The following is a 15,266-nucleotide window of genomic DNA, read 5'->3' as shown; positions in this document are numbered from 1 at the left end:
AGAAACTCCAGCACTAAGCCTGCCCCCAATGTCAGGTTGCTTTCCCAACGATAACACTCGTTGGTTAATGCAGAATCAAGCTATCAACTGCAGCAACACAACAGAAATGCAAATCAGGAAGTAAGCGCCGAAAGCCTCAGATCAGCACCCAGCACACGCACCAATTCTCCCCGCTCATCGAGAACGGGTACCGCCACGGTGAAACAAAAGGCTTCGGTTGCTGCCGAGCGATAAACGTCGGTGATGTGGGGTTGTTTGCTTTCCAGCACGGCCTTAAACCAATGGCGTTGTCGCCAGTCTTTGCCGCGCGCCTGTGTGCCGTCCAGGTGGTTTAGGTCCTGCGCGAAGCAGTTGGCGGTTAGCTGTTTACCGTCACGCCCCACCAGGTAGAGCAGTTCAAACCGTTTGTCTTTGGCCAGGGCCTGTTCCAGCTCGCGCTCCGCTTGCGCCTCTGAGCCGGTGCGCAAGGCCGACTGCTGTGCGAGGCGAACTACGGCTTCGCGTGCCTGTTTGTGCAAGTCCAGATGAAAGCCGCCGAGACCTTCCAGCAGGTGGTTACTTTGGTCGTGAATTGCGGCGCTGGTTTCACCCATCTGCTCGGCGTTGCTTAGCAGTTCACCGGCCGCGTCGGCGACGGTGTGCACATCGCTGTTCATCGCTGATACGGCTGCGCCGATTTGCTCGGTGCCCGAAGCAATAGAGCTGACACGGGTGTCCAAGTCGTCCATGGCCGAGCGCGCTTTGCCGAGTTCTGTGCGCATCTGCTCAACGCCCGCTTCACCGGCTGACACCGCTTGCTGCATTTGGCTACCGGCATCGGTTAATTGGGTCATGTCGGCGCGAAACTGCTGAACGATGTCGGATACCTGATCGGTGGACTCGGTCGCGTGTTGCGCCAGGCGGCGGACCTCCTCGGCCACGACCGCAAAGCCGGCGCCGTGCACCCCGGCGCGGGCGGCCTCGATGGCGGCGTTTAGCGAGAGCAGGTTGGTCTGTTTGGATATCTCGGCGATCACGCCTATGACTTTGGTTACTTCTTCGAGCTGGGTTTGCAGAGTGCCGATGGCGCCTTCCAGGTCCCTTTCACTGCGATTGATGGCACCGAAGTGGCCGAGCGCCTGGTCGACGCCGGTCTCGCATTGCCGTACCGAACCGGCCACTTCCCGCGATAGGCGGGCCATATCGTTGGCCCCCGGAACCAGCTCTGACGCGAGTGTGGTGGAAACCTCTTCGCTGGTACTGGCGATGGTGTCAGCCGCCTGGCTCAATTCCCGCCCGGCGGTGGCGGTGCTTTGTGCCATACGGCCCAACACTGGCGCTTGGCCGGCGATGGTGACCGCTGCGGAAACACTCTGCCCCAGCCGCTTCTGCAGCCGATCCATAAACTCATCGGCAAAGCGACTGGTGGGGTCGGACGCCTCAAGCCGCAGGGTTAGATCGCTGCCCTGTAGAATTTTCTGTAACTCTCGCTCAGACCGATCACGCCCCCAAGATCTTCCAAAGCTTCCCATAGCTCGGCTCTCCCGAATTCGAGTGATTATCAGGGGGTGAAGCAAAGCAATTAAAGTGCCATTGGCCAAGAGCCCCGCACCCTGGCCCGCCACATCAAAAAGGCACAGATCTGATGGAGAAAAATGCGCCAACTTAGTGCGCCCGGCCCAAGTTTAGACCGGCGGAGTGAGTGTCAAATGTGTGGGGGGCCTTGAATCGGTACTGTTTGACCTTGCTAACCAATTCAATCAAGAGTACGCTTTAATGTACATTTAGGTGTACGCAGGTGGCCCCATGTCAAGAGTTCGTGTTGATGAAGATATTCGCCCTCTTTCAGAGTTTCGGGCGGGTGTTGCTACGTTTGTAAAACAGATTCATGAAACCCGCCGCCCCATGGTGCTAACACAGAGGGGGCGGGGGGTTGCTGTACTGATTGATGTGCAGGAATACGAGAAAATGCAAGAGCGTCTTGAGCTGCTTGAGGAGATTTACAAAGCCGAGGAGCAGATAGCAAGTGGGAAGGGTATGTCCCATGAAGATGCTAAATCGCGGATACTGGGCACATTGCAAAAATGAAGGTCGTTTGGTCCCCACTTGCCTTGGAGCGTGTTGAGGATATCGCCCGGTATATAGCGGAAGATAAACCGGATGCTGCGGTTGAGTGGGTGGAGGGCTTATTCAACACTGTGGAGCGACTGTCGGACTTCCCTCAAAGCGGCCGCGTCGTTCCCGAAGTAGGTGGGCGACGCATCAGGGAGGTGATGTTTGGAGCCTATCGGATTATTTACAGTGTCAGCGACCAAATTGATATTCTGACCGTAAGACGCAGCAGTCAATTACTGCGAATGTCCGAGCTTGGCGACGAAAATTAGTCTTAGCATTCGATTTGCTCTCAGGGGACCAGGGGCAGGTCTTGAATTGTGAATTTGGCTATCGGGAGGTTGCTACGAAGTGCTGCTTTTGGCCCCCGTAGAGTCAGCCGAACGGAGGCCTGCTTTTTGGGGGTACGCGCACAGGACGTGCGCACAAGCATCGTCTGGCCTGGGATGGCCTGTCGATGTGGCCCGCAAAAACGGGTTGGAGAGAGGGAACCCGAAGGGCGGGATCTCCGGGGTGAGTTTCTTGGCTACTTCTTTGCTCACCAAAGAAGTAGCTCGCCCGCCCGGCGACACGGGCATACTAAAAGGAAAACTTCAGTACTAAGTAAGTGCTGAAAAACCAAACCTCAAACCACCGCAACCCCTACCAAAACCAAAATCCCAACCTGTGCCAACAACGCAATCCCAAAAAAGTAACTACGCGGGCTGGGGTTTTTCTCGGTCGCAATAGCATAGTAAAGAATCATATGCACGATGCGGGCAAATGCGTAGACCATTACTGCCACGCCTAACCAGCGCGGGTGGGCTCCGGCAAAAATGCCCAGCAATACGCTGCCGATAAACAGCGGCATATTTTCCAGCGAGTTCATAAAGGTGCGGTGGGCACGGAATACAAACGAGTCGTGAGATAAGTTGTCGCTGATTTTGCCCGGTACTGCGCCCGGTTGTTTGGCTTTGCTGCCAGCGGCGATAATCGATTGGACAAAAAGCGTTAGTAACGCGATAAAAAAGCCGATAAAGGTAACGCTGTAGTCGTAGTTCATGTTTTGCTCCATAACAGTAAACGGTTGTTGGCGGGCATGGCGCAGTCTTCTTTTAGCGTTAAGCCGCTTTCGTTTGCTAACGCCTCAAGGTTTTCAAAATCGCGAATGCCACTGGCCGGGTCGCGTTCGCGCAGCATTTGATCAAACGCGGCGTTGCTGTCGCTGGTGTATTTGCCGCCGTAATTAAAGGGGCCGTACAACGCAAAAACGCCACCTGGGGGTAAATGCTTTCCCACTTCGCGAAATAGGTTTTGCACCAGTGGCCAGCTGACAATATGCGCGGTGTTGGCCGAGTAAACGCCATTAAACTCACCCGGCCACTGGGGGGTGGATAAATCGAATACCACTGGCCGATGTAAGTTATCGCTGGGCTCGGCGTTTATCCACTGGTTGATGCCGGCGTGATTAATTTCCAGATCACTGGTCTGCCAGATTGCATGCGGCAGATTGGGCGCGAAGTAAACCGCGTGCTGACCGGTGCCCGAGCCCACTTCCAGAATTCGACTGGATTTGGCAAACGCCGATTTTAAAATGGCAAGGATTGGATCTTTGTTGTTTTCGCAGGCTTGAGAAAAAGGTAGGGACATAAATTCACAATAAAAAAGAGCGGCCACTCAATGAAAAGTGGCCAAATAATTTAGACATCAGACATCAGACATCAGACATCAGACATCAGTATTTAACACTACACCCATACGCCCGAGTGGATGGCTCTTCCACCGGCTCACCTGCCATCGCCGCATCCAGCGCAGCGACTACGTAGTTTTTTGAGTCGGGGATAACCGCCGGGTTGGCGGAGTCGTTATTGTCAATGGCGCCGGCGTATACCAGGGTGCCCTCGGGGTTGATTATGTACATATGCGGTGTGGTTTTGGCGCCGTAGGCGCGGCCCATGCTGCCGTCCGGGTCCAGCAGTAGCGGGGCGCTGTTGTGCATATTGTGGGCCTTGGCTTCGGCTAGGGCCTCGTCGGGCTCCAAGTAACCTTGCTTGCCTTCGGCGGAGGAAATCACTGTCAGCCAGTTAACATCCTTGGCGGTGTATTTCTCTTGTAGCGATTGCATATTGTCGCTGCCGTAGTGTTTGCGCACGTAGGGGCAGTCTTTGTTAAACCACTCCAGCACCAGCCATTCGCCTTGGTAGTCGGCCAGGGTGTGGGTGTCGCCTGCGGCGTCGGTTTCGGAAAAATCCGGTGCGGGCTCGCCCGGGGTGGCAACGGCGAATGCCAGAGCGGGTAGGGATAAAACGCTAGCCAGTAAACCTTGCTTGATGATGTTCATCACTGATCTCCTGTTGAGGTTTTAAAGAGGTCGTTAATCATGCGCTCTTGCAGAATTTGCGGCAAGAGCTGGGCGGATTCGGCGCCTGGCGCATACCAGGCGTAAACAGGTACGGAGTTGCGCCCCAGTTGGCTCAGCGCCTGGGTAATAGCCGGGTCGTGGCGGGTCCAGTCGGCGCGAATGGCAAGCACATTGTGCTGCTTAAACAGCTCGGTGGTGTGTTCGGTATTCAGCACCAGCTTTTTATTCACCTGGCAAGTAATGCACCAGGCGGCGGTGTAGTCGATAAACACCGCTTGGCCGTCGGCGCGGGCCTGCTGGATTAATTCGGCATTGTAACCCTGCCAGATACCATCACCTGCGGTGGTGGCAGGTTCGCTGGGCGCTAAGCGGGCAAAGGTGACTACCAATGCGGCCAGCGCCAGCACCCATGCCACCAGGCGCCAGAGCTTTCCGCCTTTACCACCCAGCCACAGGCAAAACGCCAGGGTCAGTAACAAGCTGCTGCCCAGCAGCCAGCCGCTTTCGCCCGCCAGTTGGCCCAATACCCACAGCAGCCAGATGACGGTGGCGTATAAAGGAAAGGCGAACAGCTGGCGCAAAGTGTCCATCCACGGGCCGGGGCGGGGTAGGCGAGCGAGCAGTGCCGGTGACAAGGTCAGCAATAAGAAAGGTGCGGCAAGGCCAGCCCCCAGGCCCAAAAATATCGCCATGGCTGAGGCCGCTGGCAGCACGGCCGCCGCGCCCAGGGCAGCGCCCATAAACGGGCCGGTGCAAGGCGCGGCGACAAACACGGCGAGTACCCCGGTCACAAACGAGCCGCCCGAGGCGGAGCCTGCCATTTGCATTAAACGGTGGCCGAACTCAAACACGCCGCTAAAGGCCAGCGCCATCAGCCAGAATAAAACAATTAACCCCAGCACCACGGGCGCGGATTGCAATTGAAAGCCCCAGCCAATGGCCGCGCCACCGGCGCGCAGTGCCAGCAGCAAGGCGCCCAGGGCGGCAAAGGTAGCCAGTACTCCGGCGCTGTACAGTAAGCCTTCGCGGGTGCGAGCACTGGCGCCTGCGCCGCTGTTAATCAGGCCAAATAATTTGATGGACAGCACCGGAAATACGCAGGGCATTAAATTTAAAATAACGCCGCCTACAAACGCGGCGACTAATAACAGCCACAACGGTTGATTGGCCTGCGCTGGTGGCGCACTGCCTAAGGGGACGTTATCCAGCTGCCAGGCTTGCTCGCCGTCGCTGATCACAAAGCCGGTGTGGGCCGGTAGGTCGACGCCCGGTTGGCGCTTAAAGGTATAGCGATAGCCGTTTTCGGTGCTGCTGTGTTCGGGGCTAGCCGCCGCCAGCAGCGCGCCGTCCAGCGGAAATACCTCGGGCGCTTCTCCGCTGCCGTTCAGGCTAAGTTGCAAGGTGTTATCCGCGCCGGTCAGTAAAGACTCGGCTTGCCAGGGGCTGTTGGCAGCCGCCTGGGGAATACGCGCCTGCCATTGCTCTATCAGCGCTTTGTCTTCCGCGTTCCAGCTTGCTTCGCTGCCTACGGGTAATTCGGTTGTCATGCTGCCAAAGCCTGGGATGCAATCGATTTTGCACACCAGCCATTCCAAATCGATATTGAGCGCTATCGTTTTTGCGTCGGCCTTGGGGGTCAGCTCAAACAAGTAGGCGACATTGCCTTCGTAACCCAGGTTGGTTAAATGCTCCACCGGCAGCCGAGTGGGAAAGGGCCACTGAATATCGCCAGTGCTGGCGCTGTCGCTGCGAATATTGAATTTAGGCGCCGCGCCCGAGTCGCCGGCGTTGCGCCAGTAGACATGCCAGTGGGGGTCTACCTCGAAGTAAAAACCCAGCGTGTGGGTTTGCCCGGCGGCGAGTTGCTCTGGAGCCAGCAGTCGCACGCGCACATGATCGCCCGACGCCTCGGTTTGCGCCGCGCACAATGTTGGAAAAACGCAAAGAAAAAATAACAGCGTAAAGCCTTTGATCAAACGCATAAAAATTTCTTACCCCGCTGAATAAGCCGCTACTGTAGCGCGATTTTCACGCGATGGCGAAAGTGTGCTGTCATAAAAAGATAATAACCAATACGCATAATACGCTGCCGCCAATATTCTAATTTTAGAGCCTGATATGGAAATACTGAGCAGACTTTTCTTGATCTCTTTGTTGTGGGCCCTGGGCGCTGTCGCTTTGGCTCAAGAGGGCAGATCAGCCTCGGCCCCTTTGGGGGTGGCGCCATACGTTGAGCTGGAGCGCGAAGCTTTTTTAATGGGCCTGTTTGTTCCGGGTTTTGCGGTTACGGCGCAGGATGTCATAAACACGGCGGGCAGTCGCGCGATGGAGTTTAAATTTACCGCCGACCGTATGACCGCCGGAAAACTGTCCCGCCTGTTTTTGCAGAGCATCGCGATTAATGCCAGCCCTCAGTTGCAGCGCGCCAGTGCCGACTCATTGGCTCAGTTTTTTAACACGTTAAAGGGCAGCCTAAGAACCGGCGATGTACTGAGCATCAGTGAAAAAACCGATGCCAGCGGCGTGTTGATTTACCTCAATGGCATCACCCTGGCTGATATTGATGACGCTAACTTTTTTAACTTATTGCTGTTGGGGTGGATAGGCTCGGTACCGCCCAGTACCGATTTTAAAGCGGCGCTTTTGGGTAACTCCAACGCTGATGATGTCGCGCGTTTTCGTCACATTGAGCCTTCACCCGAGAGGCGCGAAGCGGTAGCCGCCTGGCTGGCGCCGGCAGTGGAATCGCCTGAGCCTGCCGTTGAGCCCGAAGTGGCCGCAGCGGCAAGCACGTCCAGCGCCGCTTTAAACGATGAGCAAGAAGAACAATCCAGTGAAGCGCTGGCCAGTGTTGCTGCGCTGCCCGATGCCGATGTTGAACTGGTGGCCCCGGCTCTGGCCGTCGCCCCGGCGGCTTTGCCCGAGGCTGCAACCGCAGCCAATGTAGCGCAAGTGGCTGCAGAAAGTTCGGCGGCCGCGAGCTCTGCGGCACCTGAACCCGCGCCGGTAGCGGCTGTGCCTGAGCCAGAGCCGGAAGAAGATTTGCCTAACTTCTCTGCTGAGTCGCTGAATGTGCTGCAGGACTACACTGCGCAGCTGGTGCAATTGACCCACGCGCAAATAAAATACCCGCGCCGCGCGATGAAATTGCAGCAAACCGGTAGTGTACGGATGGCGGTGGTGATTGATGCCGAGGGTGAGCTGGTGGAAATGCAGCCGCTGCTGGAGTCGGGCTACAAACAGTTAGATGACGCGGTGGAAAAAGCCATTGAAAAGGCCGCGCCCTATCCGGCCATTCCGGAGTCACTACCGGCCGAGCATTTTGAGTTTGTCTTTCCCATTACCTTTATGCTGGAGCAAAGTTAACCCGCCCGGCAAGGTCCGCAAAGCGGGCCTTGCCGGGTAACTTGGCTATACTCTGGGCATCGTCAATGAGAGATGCTATGCCCGAATCTACTACCTTACTTATCTTGCTATTACAGCTTCTCGCCCTGGCGCTTGTGGTGTGTGCGGTGCTTGGTTGGTGGGTTTGGCGCTTGCGCCAGCAGTGCGTAAGACTAATGAGCGCCTGCCGACGCCTAAAAAGTGCCCGGCCACCGGTGCGGCGCGAGCCCCCACCTGACACAGAAGAGAATGCCCAACCCGCGGCCTTAGACTGGAGGGCGTTAAGTCAAAAATCGCTCGAGCGCTACCAACAGCTCACTGGGAAATCCCTGGGCGATTACGCGCAGGACGACCCTTTCAGCGCCCGTATTGCATCGGTGCGCTATCACTATTTGCAGGCGGAAGACGAGGCGGCGCAAGCCGGCACAGAACAGCGCGCCTGGCTGACCCTGGAAAAGCGTTTGGCGCAACTGATTACCGTGCTGCTAAATAATGCCAAGCCGGTCGAAGCCCACGAGCCGGATCAGGTGGCGTTGCTGCGCCAGCGGGTCAAAGCGCTGCGCAAAGTGGAAGATGATAATAAACAGCTGCAGCGCGAAAACAGCGCTTTTGCCAAACAGGTGGAAAAGTTAGGCGGTTATCGGCAGAAGTATCAGGCGCTGATGCAGCAGCTGGGTGAGGGGGTCACGCCCGCAGAGTTAAGCTCTCTTGCCCAGTCGCAGAAAAGCCACAAGGCCGCGGTGGAGCAGTTAACCCAGCGGGTGGAAAAAGAGCACGCCGCCGTATACCGCGACAAAAAACCTTTGCTGGGGCACATCGCCGAGCTTAGCGATATCGCCAGAGATTCGGACCAGTGCATCGATGAAATTCTGCAAGAGTCACAGCAACAAGCCCAGCTGGCGCTGATGGAGCAGTTACGCCGCAATAATCGGGTGCAGCGCCAGACCATTGTGCAGTTGCGCAAAGAGCTGCAATGTTTACGTCGAGCTTTGGAAGAGCAGAGCGAGGCGGGCGATAGCGCGGAAGTGCAGCGCTTGGAAAAGTTAGTGCGCGAAACGGAAACCTGTGTGGCAACTTTGGAGAGCGAAGTTGATTATCTGCACGATAAACTGGCGCAACGCCATCTAGAGCAAACCGGTGAGTCCGACCCTGTGGTGGTGCAGCTGAAATTTTTTGCCGCCAATGTGGTATTGCAAACCTCGGTGCAGGATATTGCCGCGTTACTGGCGCGGGTGTTTGCGAATTTGCAGTGGCGGGCGGCGTTTTATCTGTCGCACGACTCCGGCCGCAGCTTGCACAACTTTAGCGGCATTGAGGACGCCCACATAAGTTCAATGTTACAGGCGGCAAAAGCCGAAGAATCTCCGGTGCACAGTGATACCGGTCTATTTTTTGCGCAGGCTTCGCTGCGGGTGTTTTTTTCCAATCAGATGGCCGATACGGTTGAGCAGGAGCACTTGCTTGAACGGCTAGGATTTATTGCCGCATTGGTTGATTTGCAGCTTGAGCATTTAACGGATTTACAAAACCTGTCGGGGTACCAGCAGCACGTCGCGCAATTTGTTTCCAGCGTCAAAGAGAGTGTGGCTAATATTGAAATTCAATACGCCTATGGTACCGAGCAGGCGCGGTCGCTGGTGAATAATTTGATTATTGAGTTGCGCCAGCTAGTAGCCGCGTCTGAAATAGAACCCGAGTTGCGCGAGGTTTTTGAAACGGCCATTTCAGAGGCCAGCGAGCGCTTTAGTTTGTTACTGCAGAGCGGTGGCGTGGTCGATGGGGAAATTGCCAAGTTGGCGGAAACGTTAGACGAGCTGGAGAAAAAATAACGCCCGGCTCAGGCTTTGGCGCCTGAGCCGGGAGACAACTTAGAAGAGTACGCGGCAGCGAATGGTGCCTTCGATATTGCGCAGCTGCTCCAGCGCAGTTTCGCTGTAGGGCGAGTGCACGTCCAGCACCACGTAGCCGACCTTGTCATTGGTTTGCAGATACTGCGACGAAATATTGATGTCGTTATCTGAAAACACGCGGTTAATGGCCGACAGCACGCCGGGCACATTGGCGTGCACGTGCAGCAGGCGGTGGGCGTCGGGGTGTTCGGGCAGCGCCACCTCGGGGAAGTTAACCGAGGTAATGGTGGTGCCGTTATCCGAGTAGCGCACCAGTTTTTCGGCCACTTCTACACCGATATTTTCCTGGGCCTCTTGGGTGGAACCACCGATGTGCGGCGTGAGGATGACATTGTCCAGACCGCGCAATGGGCTGACAAATTCGTCGTCGTTGCCTTTGGGTTCAACCGGGAATACATCAATCGCCGCGCCGGCAATGTGTTTGTTTTTCACCGCTGCAGCCAGGGCGTCAATGTCCACCACGGTACCGCGCGAGGCGTTAATTAAGTAGGCGCCTTTTTTCATCAGCCCCAGCTCGCGCTCGCCAATCATATTTTTGGTGGAGCCGGTTTCGGGAACATGCAAGCTGATAATGTCTGCGCTTTGCAGCAGCTCATCCAGCGAGCGCACCTGCGAGGCATTGCCCAAAGGCAGCTTGGCGACTACGTCGTAAAACTTGACCTTCATACCCATGGATTCGGCCAGCACACTGGTCTGGCTGCCGATCGAGCCGTAGCCGATTAAGCCCAGGGTTTTGCCGCGAATTTCGTAGGAGCCCGCCGCCGATTTCAACCAGCCGCCGCGATGGCAGACAATGTTTTTCTCGGGGATGCCGCGCATCATCAAGATGGCTTCGGCCACCACTAACTCGGCTACCGAGCGGGTGTTGGAGTAGGGCGCGTTAAAGACCGCGACGCCATGCTCTTGCGCCGCCTGCAAATCCACCTGGTTGGTGCCAATGCAGAAGCAGCCGGCGGCGATCAGCTTGGGCGCGTTTTCAAACACCCGGCGGGTCAATTGGGTGCGCGAGCGCAGACCGACAAAGTGGGCGTCTTTGATTTTTTCAATCAAATCGTCCTCGGACAGGGCGGTTTTCAGATACTCAATGTTCTCGTAACCGGCGGCGTGCAGGGTTTCGATGGCGCTCTGGTGGACGCCCTCCAGCAGCAGAAACTTAATCTTGCTTTTGTCCAGTGACTTCTTGGCCATAGTCGGTCAGACCTCAGCTTGCGGCGAATGGATTTTAGGGGGTAGGAAAAGCGCGCGATGATAGCATAAAACCCGTCAGACGTCAGACGTCAGACGTCTGACGTCTGACGTCTGACGTCGGACGCTGCAAACCTCCACCCCATGACTTTCCCCCTCCAGCCAATAGTGCCAGGCCACGTCCAAGTCAAACAGGGTCATGGCGTAGCGGCGCTCGGGATCTGGCTGCTGGTACTGGGGGCGGGGGTCCTGCGCCAGCAGTTGTTCGATTAACGGTTGCAGGGCCTGGCCCAGTCGGGCGCTTTCGTTCTGGCACTGCTCTAGCGCTGGTTGGCTAAAGCGCACGGGGATCAGTGTGGGGGGCGCCGGAGCGATGCTGTTATGGGACTGGGGCAGGGCGTCGGCGTAGGGGACGTAGGGCTTGATGTCGATAATCGGTGTGCCATCGAGCAAGTCGTGACCACTGATATGCAAGCGCGCCTTGCCCTGACGCACTTCTACCTGATCTAGCCTTACCACCGAAAGACCGAGGCGGTTGGGGCGGTTGGGTGCCCGGGTGGCGAATACCCCGATGGAGCGGTTACCACCCAGGCGCGGCGGGCGCACCCGAGGGCGAAATTCGCCGACTTTAAACTGGTGAAAAATAAACTCCACCCACAGATGGCTGCACTCTTCCAGCCCGCTAAAGGCTTCGGCCTGATCAAAGGGTGGGTAAAACTCCAGCACCGCGCGCGCGGCACTGGCAAGCCCGCTCTGCCGGGGAATGCCGAATTTGCCGCTAAAACACGATTGCACAACGCCAATGGGCTCGAGGGTAAAAGACATAGTTTGCTGTTACTGCCGCACTAAATAGCGCCAGTGTAAACCATTTGTCTTTTAGTGCTGCGCCACGCGAATACTGCTGACGCTCTCCAGAGTGCTTTGGGCCAGGGTGCGCTGGCGCTCGGCGCTGTCGGCCAGCTGGGTAATGGAGTCGTCTGTGTGCTCGACGGTTTCCAGCACCTGGGTGAGCGAGCTGCGTGCCTGTTGGGCGCGCTGGTACTCACCCTCCGAGCGCTGGGCGATAGTAGTAATGACGCCTTCAATATCGGCTACCGAACGCTGGATATTGCTCAGCGATTGCTGCGCGGCGCTGGCGTAATCGACACACTCGGCGGCACTGTCGCGCTCGGTAGCCAGACCTGCTGCGGTGGAGTTTACGGTTTCGCGCAGCCGGTCAATCAGCGCCTGAATTTCGCCGGTGGCATCGTGGGTGTTGGCCGACAGGCGGCGCACTTCATCGGCCACGACGGCAAAGCCGCGCCCGTGCTCACCGGCGCGGGCCGCCTCAATCGCCGCATTCAGGGCCAGCAGGTTGGTCTGCTCGGCTACGCCTTTAATGGTGTCTACCACCGCGACTATATCGTCGGCAGCTGAACTGAGTGCTTGCATGCTTTCGCCAGAGTGGCTGATGTGGGTTTGCAGGCGGCTGACTTGATCCACTACATCGCCCATTTGGTGTTTACCCTGGCGCGCCTCTTGGCTGGCGGTGTGGCTCTGGCTGGCAGTCTCTTGCAGTTCTTGGTGCATGTGCTGCAGCGACTGCTCTACTTGGTTGAGGGCGGAGTCCATGTGCGCCATGTGCTGGCGTTGGGTTTGTGCATCGGCGCGACAACTGGCGCTGATACGGGCGTTTTCGTCGGCGGTAGCGGCCGAATTCCGGGTCGAGGTAATGACTCCCGCCAGGGTGTCGCCAAGGTTGGCAAACAGGCCGTTGAGGCTGCGGCTAATATCGCCTACCTCGTCACTGCGCGAGGTATCGAAATTGGTAGTGAGGTCGCGCGAGCCGGCGGCCGCTTCAATGCGCTGCGATAGTTCGCTCATGGGGCGAGCCAGATAGCGCGAGAAAAAGAAGGCGGCCAGCGCGGCCAGAGCAATCAGTACCAGTGCCGCCACCGCAATGCTGGCGCCTACTCGAGCGCGCAGTTCGTGCAGAGCGGCAAACACTTCGTCTGGCTCTTGTTGCACGATCAAGGCGTAAGTGGTGTTTCCGAGGGTGACGGGCTGCCAGGCGGTGTAAACCTCGCGGCCCAGATAGTCCTCGGCCATGTCGGTGCCGGCGTTGCCGTTGGTGGCGTCTTGTACCGGTTGGGTGGCAAGGGTGAGCCGGCCCGCGCTGGTGCCGGTGCGTTCAATATCTTGCGCCTGCTGGCTCAGCCCTGCCTCGCGCAGTTGGCGGTTGAAGTCGGCGGGGGTTTGCTGGTGCGCGCGCAGGTCGGTGATTGCCAGCCCATCTGGGCCTGCCAGGTAGATATCGCCGGTTTGCCCCAATCCCAGATCTTGCCATTGACCGTTATTCGATAGCAGGTGCGCAAAACGTGTGGCCGGTATCTGTGCAATCAAATAGCCCACCGGTCGCTCGGGGCTGTGGGCGGCGTGGTAGACAGCGACGCCGATATACAGTGACAGCTCGCCCTGGCGAAACTGGCTGTGCTCGAAGCCGGAGATAAAAAAGCGCTCAGGATTCTGCTGCAGGTTTTTGGCCGTAAGCGCCAATTGCGAGGTTTGAAATGGCCCCTGCTTTAGTGATGTCCCGAGATGAGGGCCTTTGCTGACCGAGTAAATAACCCGCAGGCCGTTGTGATCCACCAGCATCAGATCGCTAAAGCCAAACCTTTGAATGACATCGTGATAGCTCGCGTGATATTTGCGATGCTGTTGGCCGTAAATGGTCGCGTCACTGCGGTCACTCATTTGCGCCAGTTGGTCGGGCCAGCCGGGGTTGGTTTGCAGGTAGAAATGTTGCAGCAGCTGCGCCTCGTAGGCCATTTGCTCCAGCCATTGGTTTACATTCGGCGCTTCGCCCGCGCTTTGGCGTTGGTGAAAGGGCGAGTATTCATTGCGATACCATTGCGCCAGCTCGCCGCTTAAGGCATTTTTATCCATAATGCCCACCTCGTAGCGGTAGGAATCGAAAGGCCGCACGAAACCATAGGCGGCATCCTGAGTCATACGGCCATTGGCAAGGGAGTTGAGTAAATCCTGATAGTGGCTAAGGCTGGATTGAATGGCCGTATCGCGTCCCAGTGCAATGGCGTGAAACTGATTTTTCAGTGTGGTTTCAATGGCGTTAGAGCTGTCCTTGAGGGCTAAAATGCCGGTAGTGCCAGCCGAACCGATCACGGCGAATACGGTTAGGGCTATGGCGCCCACCATTAAACGAGTGGATATTTTCACAGTTACCTCCGGTGATTCTGGCGACAACATAGGTGGGTTTTGTGACACTTTTGCGACTTTGGTGGCTGGAGTTAAATAAAGTGAAACCGAGCGTCAATGGGCCGACGTTTTATCGGCAGCGGGGTAGAAATGGAAGGCAAATCGTCAACTTGTTGGGGGTGTCAATGAGGCTAAAGGCGTTGATTATGGCGATTGGGTGGGGCGTGTTTTTGCTGGCGGCTGCGGCCCGTGGCGAAGTGCGCGAAATGCTCGATTACATTTACTACGATGTGCCAGACCCGGCACTCAGCGATATGACCTTGGCGCAAAGCCTCGATGCGGCCACGCCGATTGAATATGGCGAGCGCCCTCTGCACGGCTATAACCGCTGGTCTATTCGCTGGCACTTGGACTTTGCCGAGTCGGAGCGCGAGTGCAGCATCGAAGCGATAACCGTCGATTTGGACACCCTGATGCAATTGCCGCAATTAAAGAGCAGTGATGCCGAGGTGCAGGCGCGCTTTAATGAGTATATTGAACACTTGCAGCGCCACCTGGTGGGCCACTATGTGGTGGCGATTCAGGCCGCTAATAAAATTGAATTAAAGCTAGGGCAGCTCGCGCCTGCGGAAAATTGTGATGCTCTGCAGGCGCGCGCCGATCAACTTGCCGAAGCCATAGTGCAAGAGCACCGCGACAAAGCAATAGCCTTTGATAAGATGACCGATTATGGCGCCCAGCAGGGCGTAGTGGTGCCAGCGGCTAAAGACTAGCTACAGCCAGGCGAGGGCCTCGTCTAAACGGTCAAAGTGTTTTACTTCCCCCTCGGTAAACCAGCTGCCCACGCGACTGGCCATATCCAGCCAGCGCTGATTGCCAAGAATAGCGATTTTATGGAAGTGGCTGCCGTGTTTCAGCCCTAGCTGAAAGTCGTCCCAGGCAGCGCGCAGCTCCCAGCCCTCAAATTCACTCAAGTCCACCAGGGCGTAGATTTCCGGGTCTTCTAAATCGGCGATGGCGTTGTTCAGCAGCGGCGTGATTTTTTGATAGTCCTCATGGGTCAGCTTGCCGGTCACTTTCAAGCTGAATAAAAACCGGTTTTCGTGCCGGGTTATACCCACCTGCAATCCATGTACATTCATTATAATCTCCTCGGGCTT

At 56.9% G+C, this 15,266-nt stretch carries 14 protein-coding genes; 5 read left to right on the top strand and 9 right to left on the bottom strand.

The window, feature by feature from the left end:
* Nucleotides 1-113 precede the first annotated feature (113 nt).
* The gene (locus NHM04_RS09755; RefSeq protein ID WP_254263603.1) at nucleotides 114-1,511 is read right to left on the bottom strand and encodes a methyl-accepting chemotaxis protein; all 1,398 of its coding nucleotides are present in this window, start codon (nucleotides 1,509-1,511) and stop codon (nucleotides 114-116) included.
* 274 nt (nucleotides 1,512-1,785) lie between these two features.
* Here NHM04_RS09755 and NHM04_RS09750 point away from each other — a divergent pair, with 274 nt between their 5' ends.
* Both NHM04_RS09750 and NHM04_RS09745 read left to right on the top strand, forming a co-directional pair.
* Nucleotides 1,786-2,067: a type II toxin-antitoxin system Phd/YefM family antitoxin gene (locus tag NHM04_RS09750; RefSeq protein WP_254263602.1), complete on the top strand. Its 282-nt coding sequence runs from the start codon at nucleotides 1,786-1,788 to the stop codon at nucleotides 2,065-2,067.
* A complete protein-coding gene (locus NHM04_RS09745; RefSeq protein WP_254263601.1) occupies nucleotides 2,064-2,363 on the top strand; it encodes a type II toxin-antitoxin system RelE/ParE family toxin in 300 nt (99 codons plus the stop codon). The genes NHM04_RS09750 and NHM04_RS09745 overlap by 4 nt, the downstream gene beginning before the upstream one ends.
* A 353-nt stretch (nucleotides 2,364-2,716) precedes the next feature.
* Here the strand turns inward: NHM04_RS09745 and NHM04_RS09740 are convergent, their stop codons facing one another.
* From NHM04_RS09740 to NHM04_RS09725, 4 genes are all read right to left on the bottom strand, one after another.
* Entirely contained in the window at nucleotides 2,717-3,133 is a 417-nt protein-coding gene (locus NHM04_RS09740; protein ID WP_254263600.1) for an MAPEG family protein, read from the bottom strand.
* On the bottom strand, nucleotides 3,130-3,720 hold the full coding sequence (locus tag NHM04_RS09735) for a DUF938 domain-containing protein (RefSeq protein WP_254263599.1): 591 nt from the start codon (nucleotides 3,718-3,720) through the stop codon (nucleotides 3,130-3,132). The genes NHM04_RS09740 and NHM04_RS09735 overlap by 4 nt, the downstream gene beginning before the upstream one ends.
* Before the next feature lie 85 nt (nucleotides 3,721-3,805).
* The gene (locus tag NHM04_RS09730) at nucleotides 3,806-4,411 is read right to left on the bottom strand and encodes a thioredoxin family protein (protein WP_254263598.1); all 606 of its coding nucleotides are present in this window, start codon (nucleotides 4,409-4,411) and stop codon (nucleotides 3,806-3,808) included.
* Nucleotides 4,411-6,414 carry a protein-disulfide reductase DsbD gene (locus tag NHM04_RS09725; RefSeq protein ID WP_254263597.1) on the bottom strand — a complete coding sequence of 668 codons (2,004 nt, stop codon included), beginning with the start codon at nucleotides 6,412-6,414 and terminating at the stop codon, nucleotides 4,411-4,413. The genes NHM04_RS09730 and NHM04_RS09725 overlap by 1 nt, the downstream gene beginning before the upstream one ends.
* 136 nt (nucleotides 6,415-6,550) lie before the next feature.
* Between NHM04_RS09725 and NHM04_RS09720 the strand changes: the two genes are divergently transcribed.
* Together NHM04_RS09720 and NHM04_RS09715 are read left to right on the top strand one after the other, a co-directional pair.
* The gene (locus NHM04_RS09720) at nucleotides 6,551-7,798 is read left to right on the top strand and encodes a TonB family protein (RefSeq protein WP_254263596.1); all 1,248 of its coding nucleotides are present in this window, start codon (nucleotides 6,551-6,553) and stop codon (nucleotides 7,796-7,798) included.
* Nucleotides 7,799-7,875: 77 nt separating this feature from the next.
* Nucleotides 7,876-9,645, top strand: a complete 1,770-nt coding sequence (locus NHM04_RS09715) for a hypothetical protein (RefSeq protein ID WP_254263595.1) — start codon at nucleotides 7,876-7,878, stop codon at nucleotides 9,643-9,645.
* A 39-nt stretch (nucleotides 9,646-9,684) separates the two neighbouring features.
* Here NHM04_RS09715 and serA read toward each other — a convergent pair whose 3' ends face one another.
* The 3 genes from serA to NHM04_RS09700 all read right to left on the bottom strand — a co-directional run bounded on the left by serA (nucleotide 9,685) and on the right by NHM04_RS09700 (nucleotide 14,127).
* A complete protein-coding gene (serA, locus tag NHM04_RS09710) occupies nucleotides 9,685-10,914 on the bottom strand; it encodes a phosphoglycerate dehydrogenase (protein WP_254263594.1) in 1,230 nt (409 codons plus the stop codon).
* A gap of 75 nt (nucleotides 10,915-10,989) precedes the next feature.
* A complete protein-coding gene (gene tsaA / locus NHM04_RS09705; RefSeq protein WP_254263593.1) occupies nucleotides 10,990-11,736 on the bottom strand; it encodes a tRNA (N6-threonylcarbamoyladenosine(37)-N6)-methyltransferase TrmO in 747 nt (248 codons plus the stop codon).
* 51 nt (nucleotides 11,737-11,787) lie between these two features.
* Nucleotides 11,788-14,127, bottom strand: a complete 2,340-nt coding sequence (locus NHM04_RS09700; RefSeq protein ID WP_254263592.1) for a methyl-accepting chemotaxis protein — start codon at nucleotides 14,125-14,127, stop codon at nucleotides 11,788-11,790.
* A gap of 185 nt (nucleotides 14,128-14,312) precedes the next feature.
* On the opposite strand from NHM04_RS09700, the gene NHM04_RS09695 reads away from it, so the two are divergent.
* A complete protein-coding gene (locus NHM04_RS09695; RefSeq protein WP_254263591.1) occupies nucleotides 14,313-14,879 on the top strand; it encodes a DUF922 domain-containing protein in 567 nt (188 codons plus the stop codon).
* On the opposite strand, the gene NHM04_RS09690 is transcribed toward NHM04_RS09695, so the two are convergent.
* Nucleotides 14,880-15,248: an STAS/SEC14 domain-containing protein gene (locus NHM04_RS09690; protein WP_254263590.1), complete on the bottom strand. Its 369-nt coding sequence runs from the start codon at nucleotides 15,246-15,248 to the stop codon at nucleotides 14,880-14,882. It lies immediately after the preceding gene.
* Nucleotides 15,249-15,266: the final 18 nt, after the last annotated feature.

This window comes from Gilvimarinus sp. DA14 (genome assembly GCF_024204685.1).
Lineage (GTDB): Bacteria > Pseudomonadota > Gammaproteobacteria > Pseudomonadales > Cellvibrionaceae > Gilvimarinus.
Note: the sequence above shows the minus strand (reverse complement) of the source record. Positions and strands in the feature narration are given on the sequence as shown.

What these genes read in the sequence shown, in the direction of transcription:
- NHM04_RS09735 (WP_254263599.1), bottom strand. Translation starts at nt 3,720, where the DNA reads ATGTCCCTACCTTTTTCTCAAGCCTGCGAAAACAACAAAGATCCAATC.
- NHM04_RS09745 (WP_254263601.1), top strand. Translation starts at nt 2,064, where the DNA reads ATGAAGGTCGTTTGGTCCCCACTTGCCTTGGAGCGTGTTGAGGATATC.
- NHM04_RS09715 (WP_254263595.1), top strand. Translation starts at nt 7,876, where the DNA reads ATGCCCGAATCTACTACCTTACTTATCTTGCTATTACAGCTTCTCGCC.
- NHM04_RS09695 (WP_254263591.1), top strand. Translation starts at nt 14,313, where the DNA reads ATGGCGATTGGGTGGGGCGTGTTTTTGCTGGCGGCTGCGGCCCGTGGC.
- NHM04_RS09755 (WP_254263603.1), bottom strand. Translation starts at nt 1,511, where the DNA reads ATGGGAAGCTTTGGAAGATCTTGGGGGCGTGATCGGTCTGAGCGAGAG.
- NHM04_RS09740 (WP_254263600.1), bottom strand. Translation starts at nt 3,133, where the DNA reads ATGAACTACGACTACAGCGTTACCTTTATCGGCTTTTTTATCGCGTTA.
- NHM04_RS09690 (WP_254263590.1), bottom strand. Translation starts at nt 15,248, where the DNA reads ATGAATGTACATGGATTGCAGGTGGGTATAACCCGGCACGAAAACCGG.
- NHM04_RS09750 (WP_254263602.1), top strand. Translation starts at nt 1,786, where the DNA reads ATGTCAAGAGTTCGTGTTGATGAAGATATTCGCCCTCTTTCAGAGTTT.
- NHM04_RS09720 (WP_254263596.1), top strand. Translation starts at nt 6,551, where the DNA reads ATGGAAATACTGAGCAGACTTTTCTTGATCTCTTTGTTGTGGGCCCTG.
- serA (WP_254263594.1), bottom strand. Translation starts at nt 10,914, where the DNA reads ATGGCCAAGAAGTCACTGGACAAAAGCAAGATTAAGTTTCTGCTGCTG.
- NHM04_RS09730 (WP_254263598.1), bottom strand. Translation starts at nt 4,411, where the DNA reads ATGAACATCATCAAGCAAGGTTTACTGGCTAGCGTTTTATCCCTACCC.
- tsaA (WP_254263593.1), bottom strand. Translation starts at nt 11,736, where the DNA reads ATGTCTTTTACCCTCGAGCCCATTGGCGTTGTGCAATCGTGTTTTAGC.
- NHM04_RS09725 (WP_254263597.1), bottom strand. Translation starts at nt 6,414, where the DNA reads ATGCGTTTGATCAAAGGCTTTACGCTGTTATTTTTTCTTTGCGTTTTT.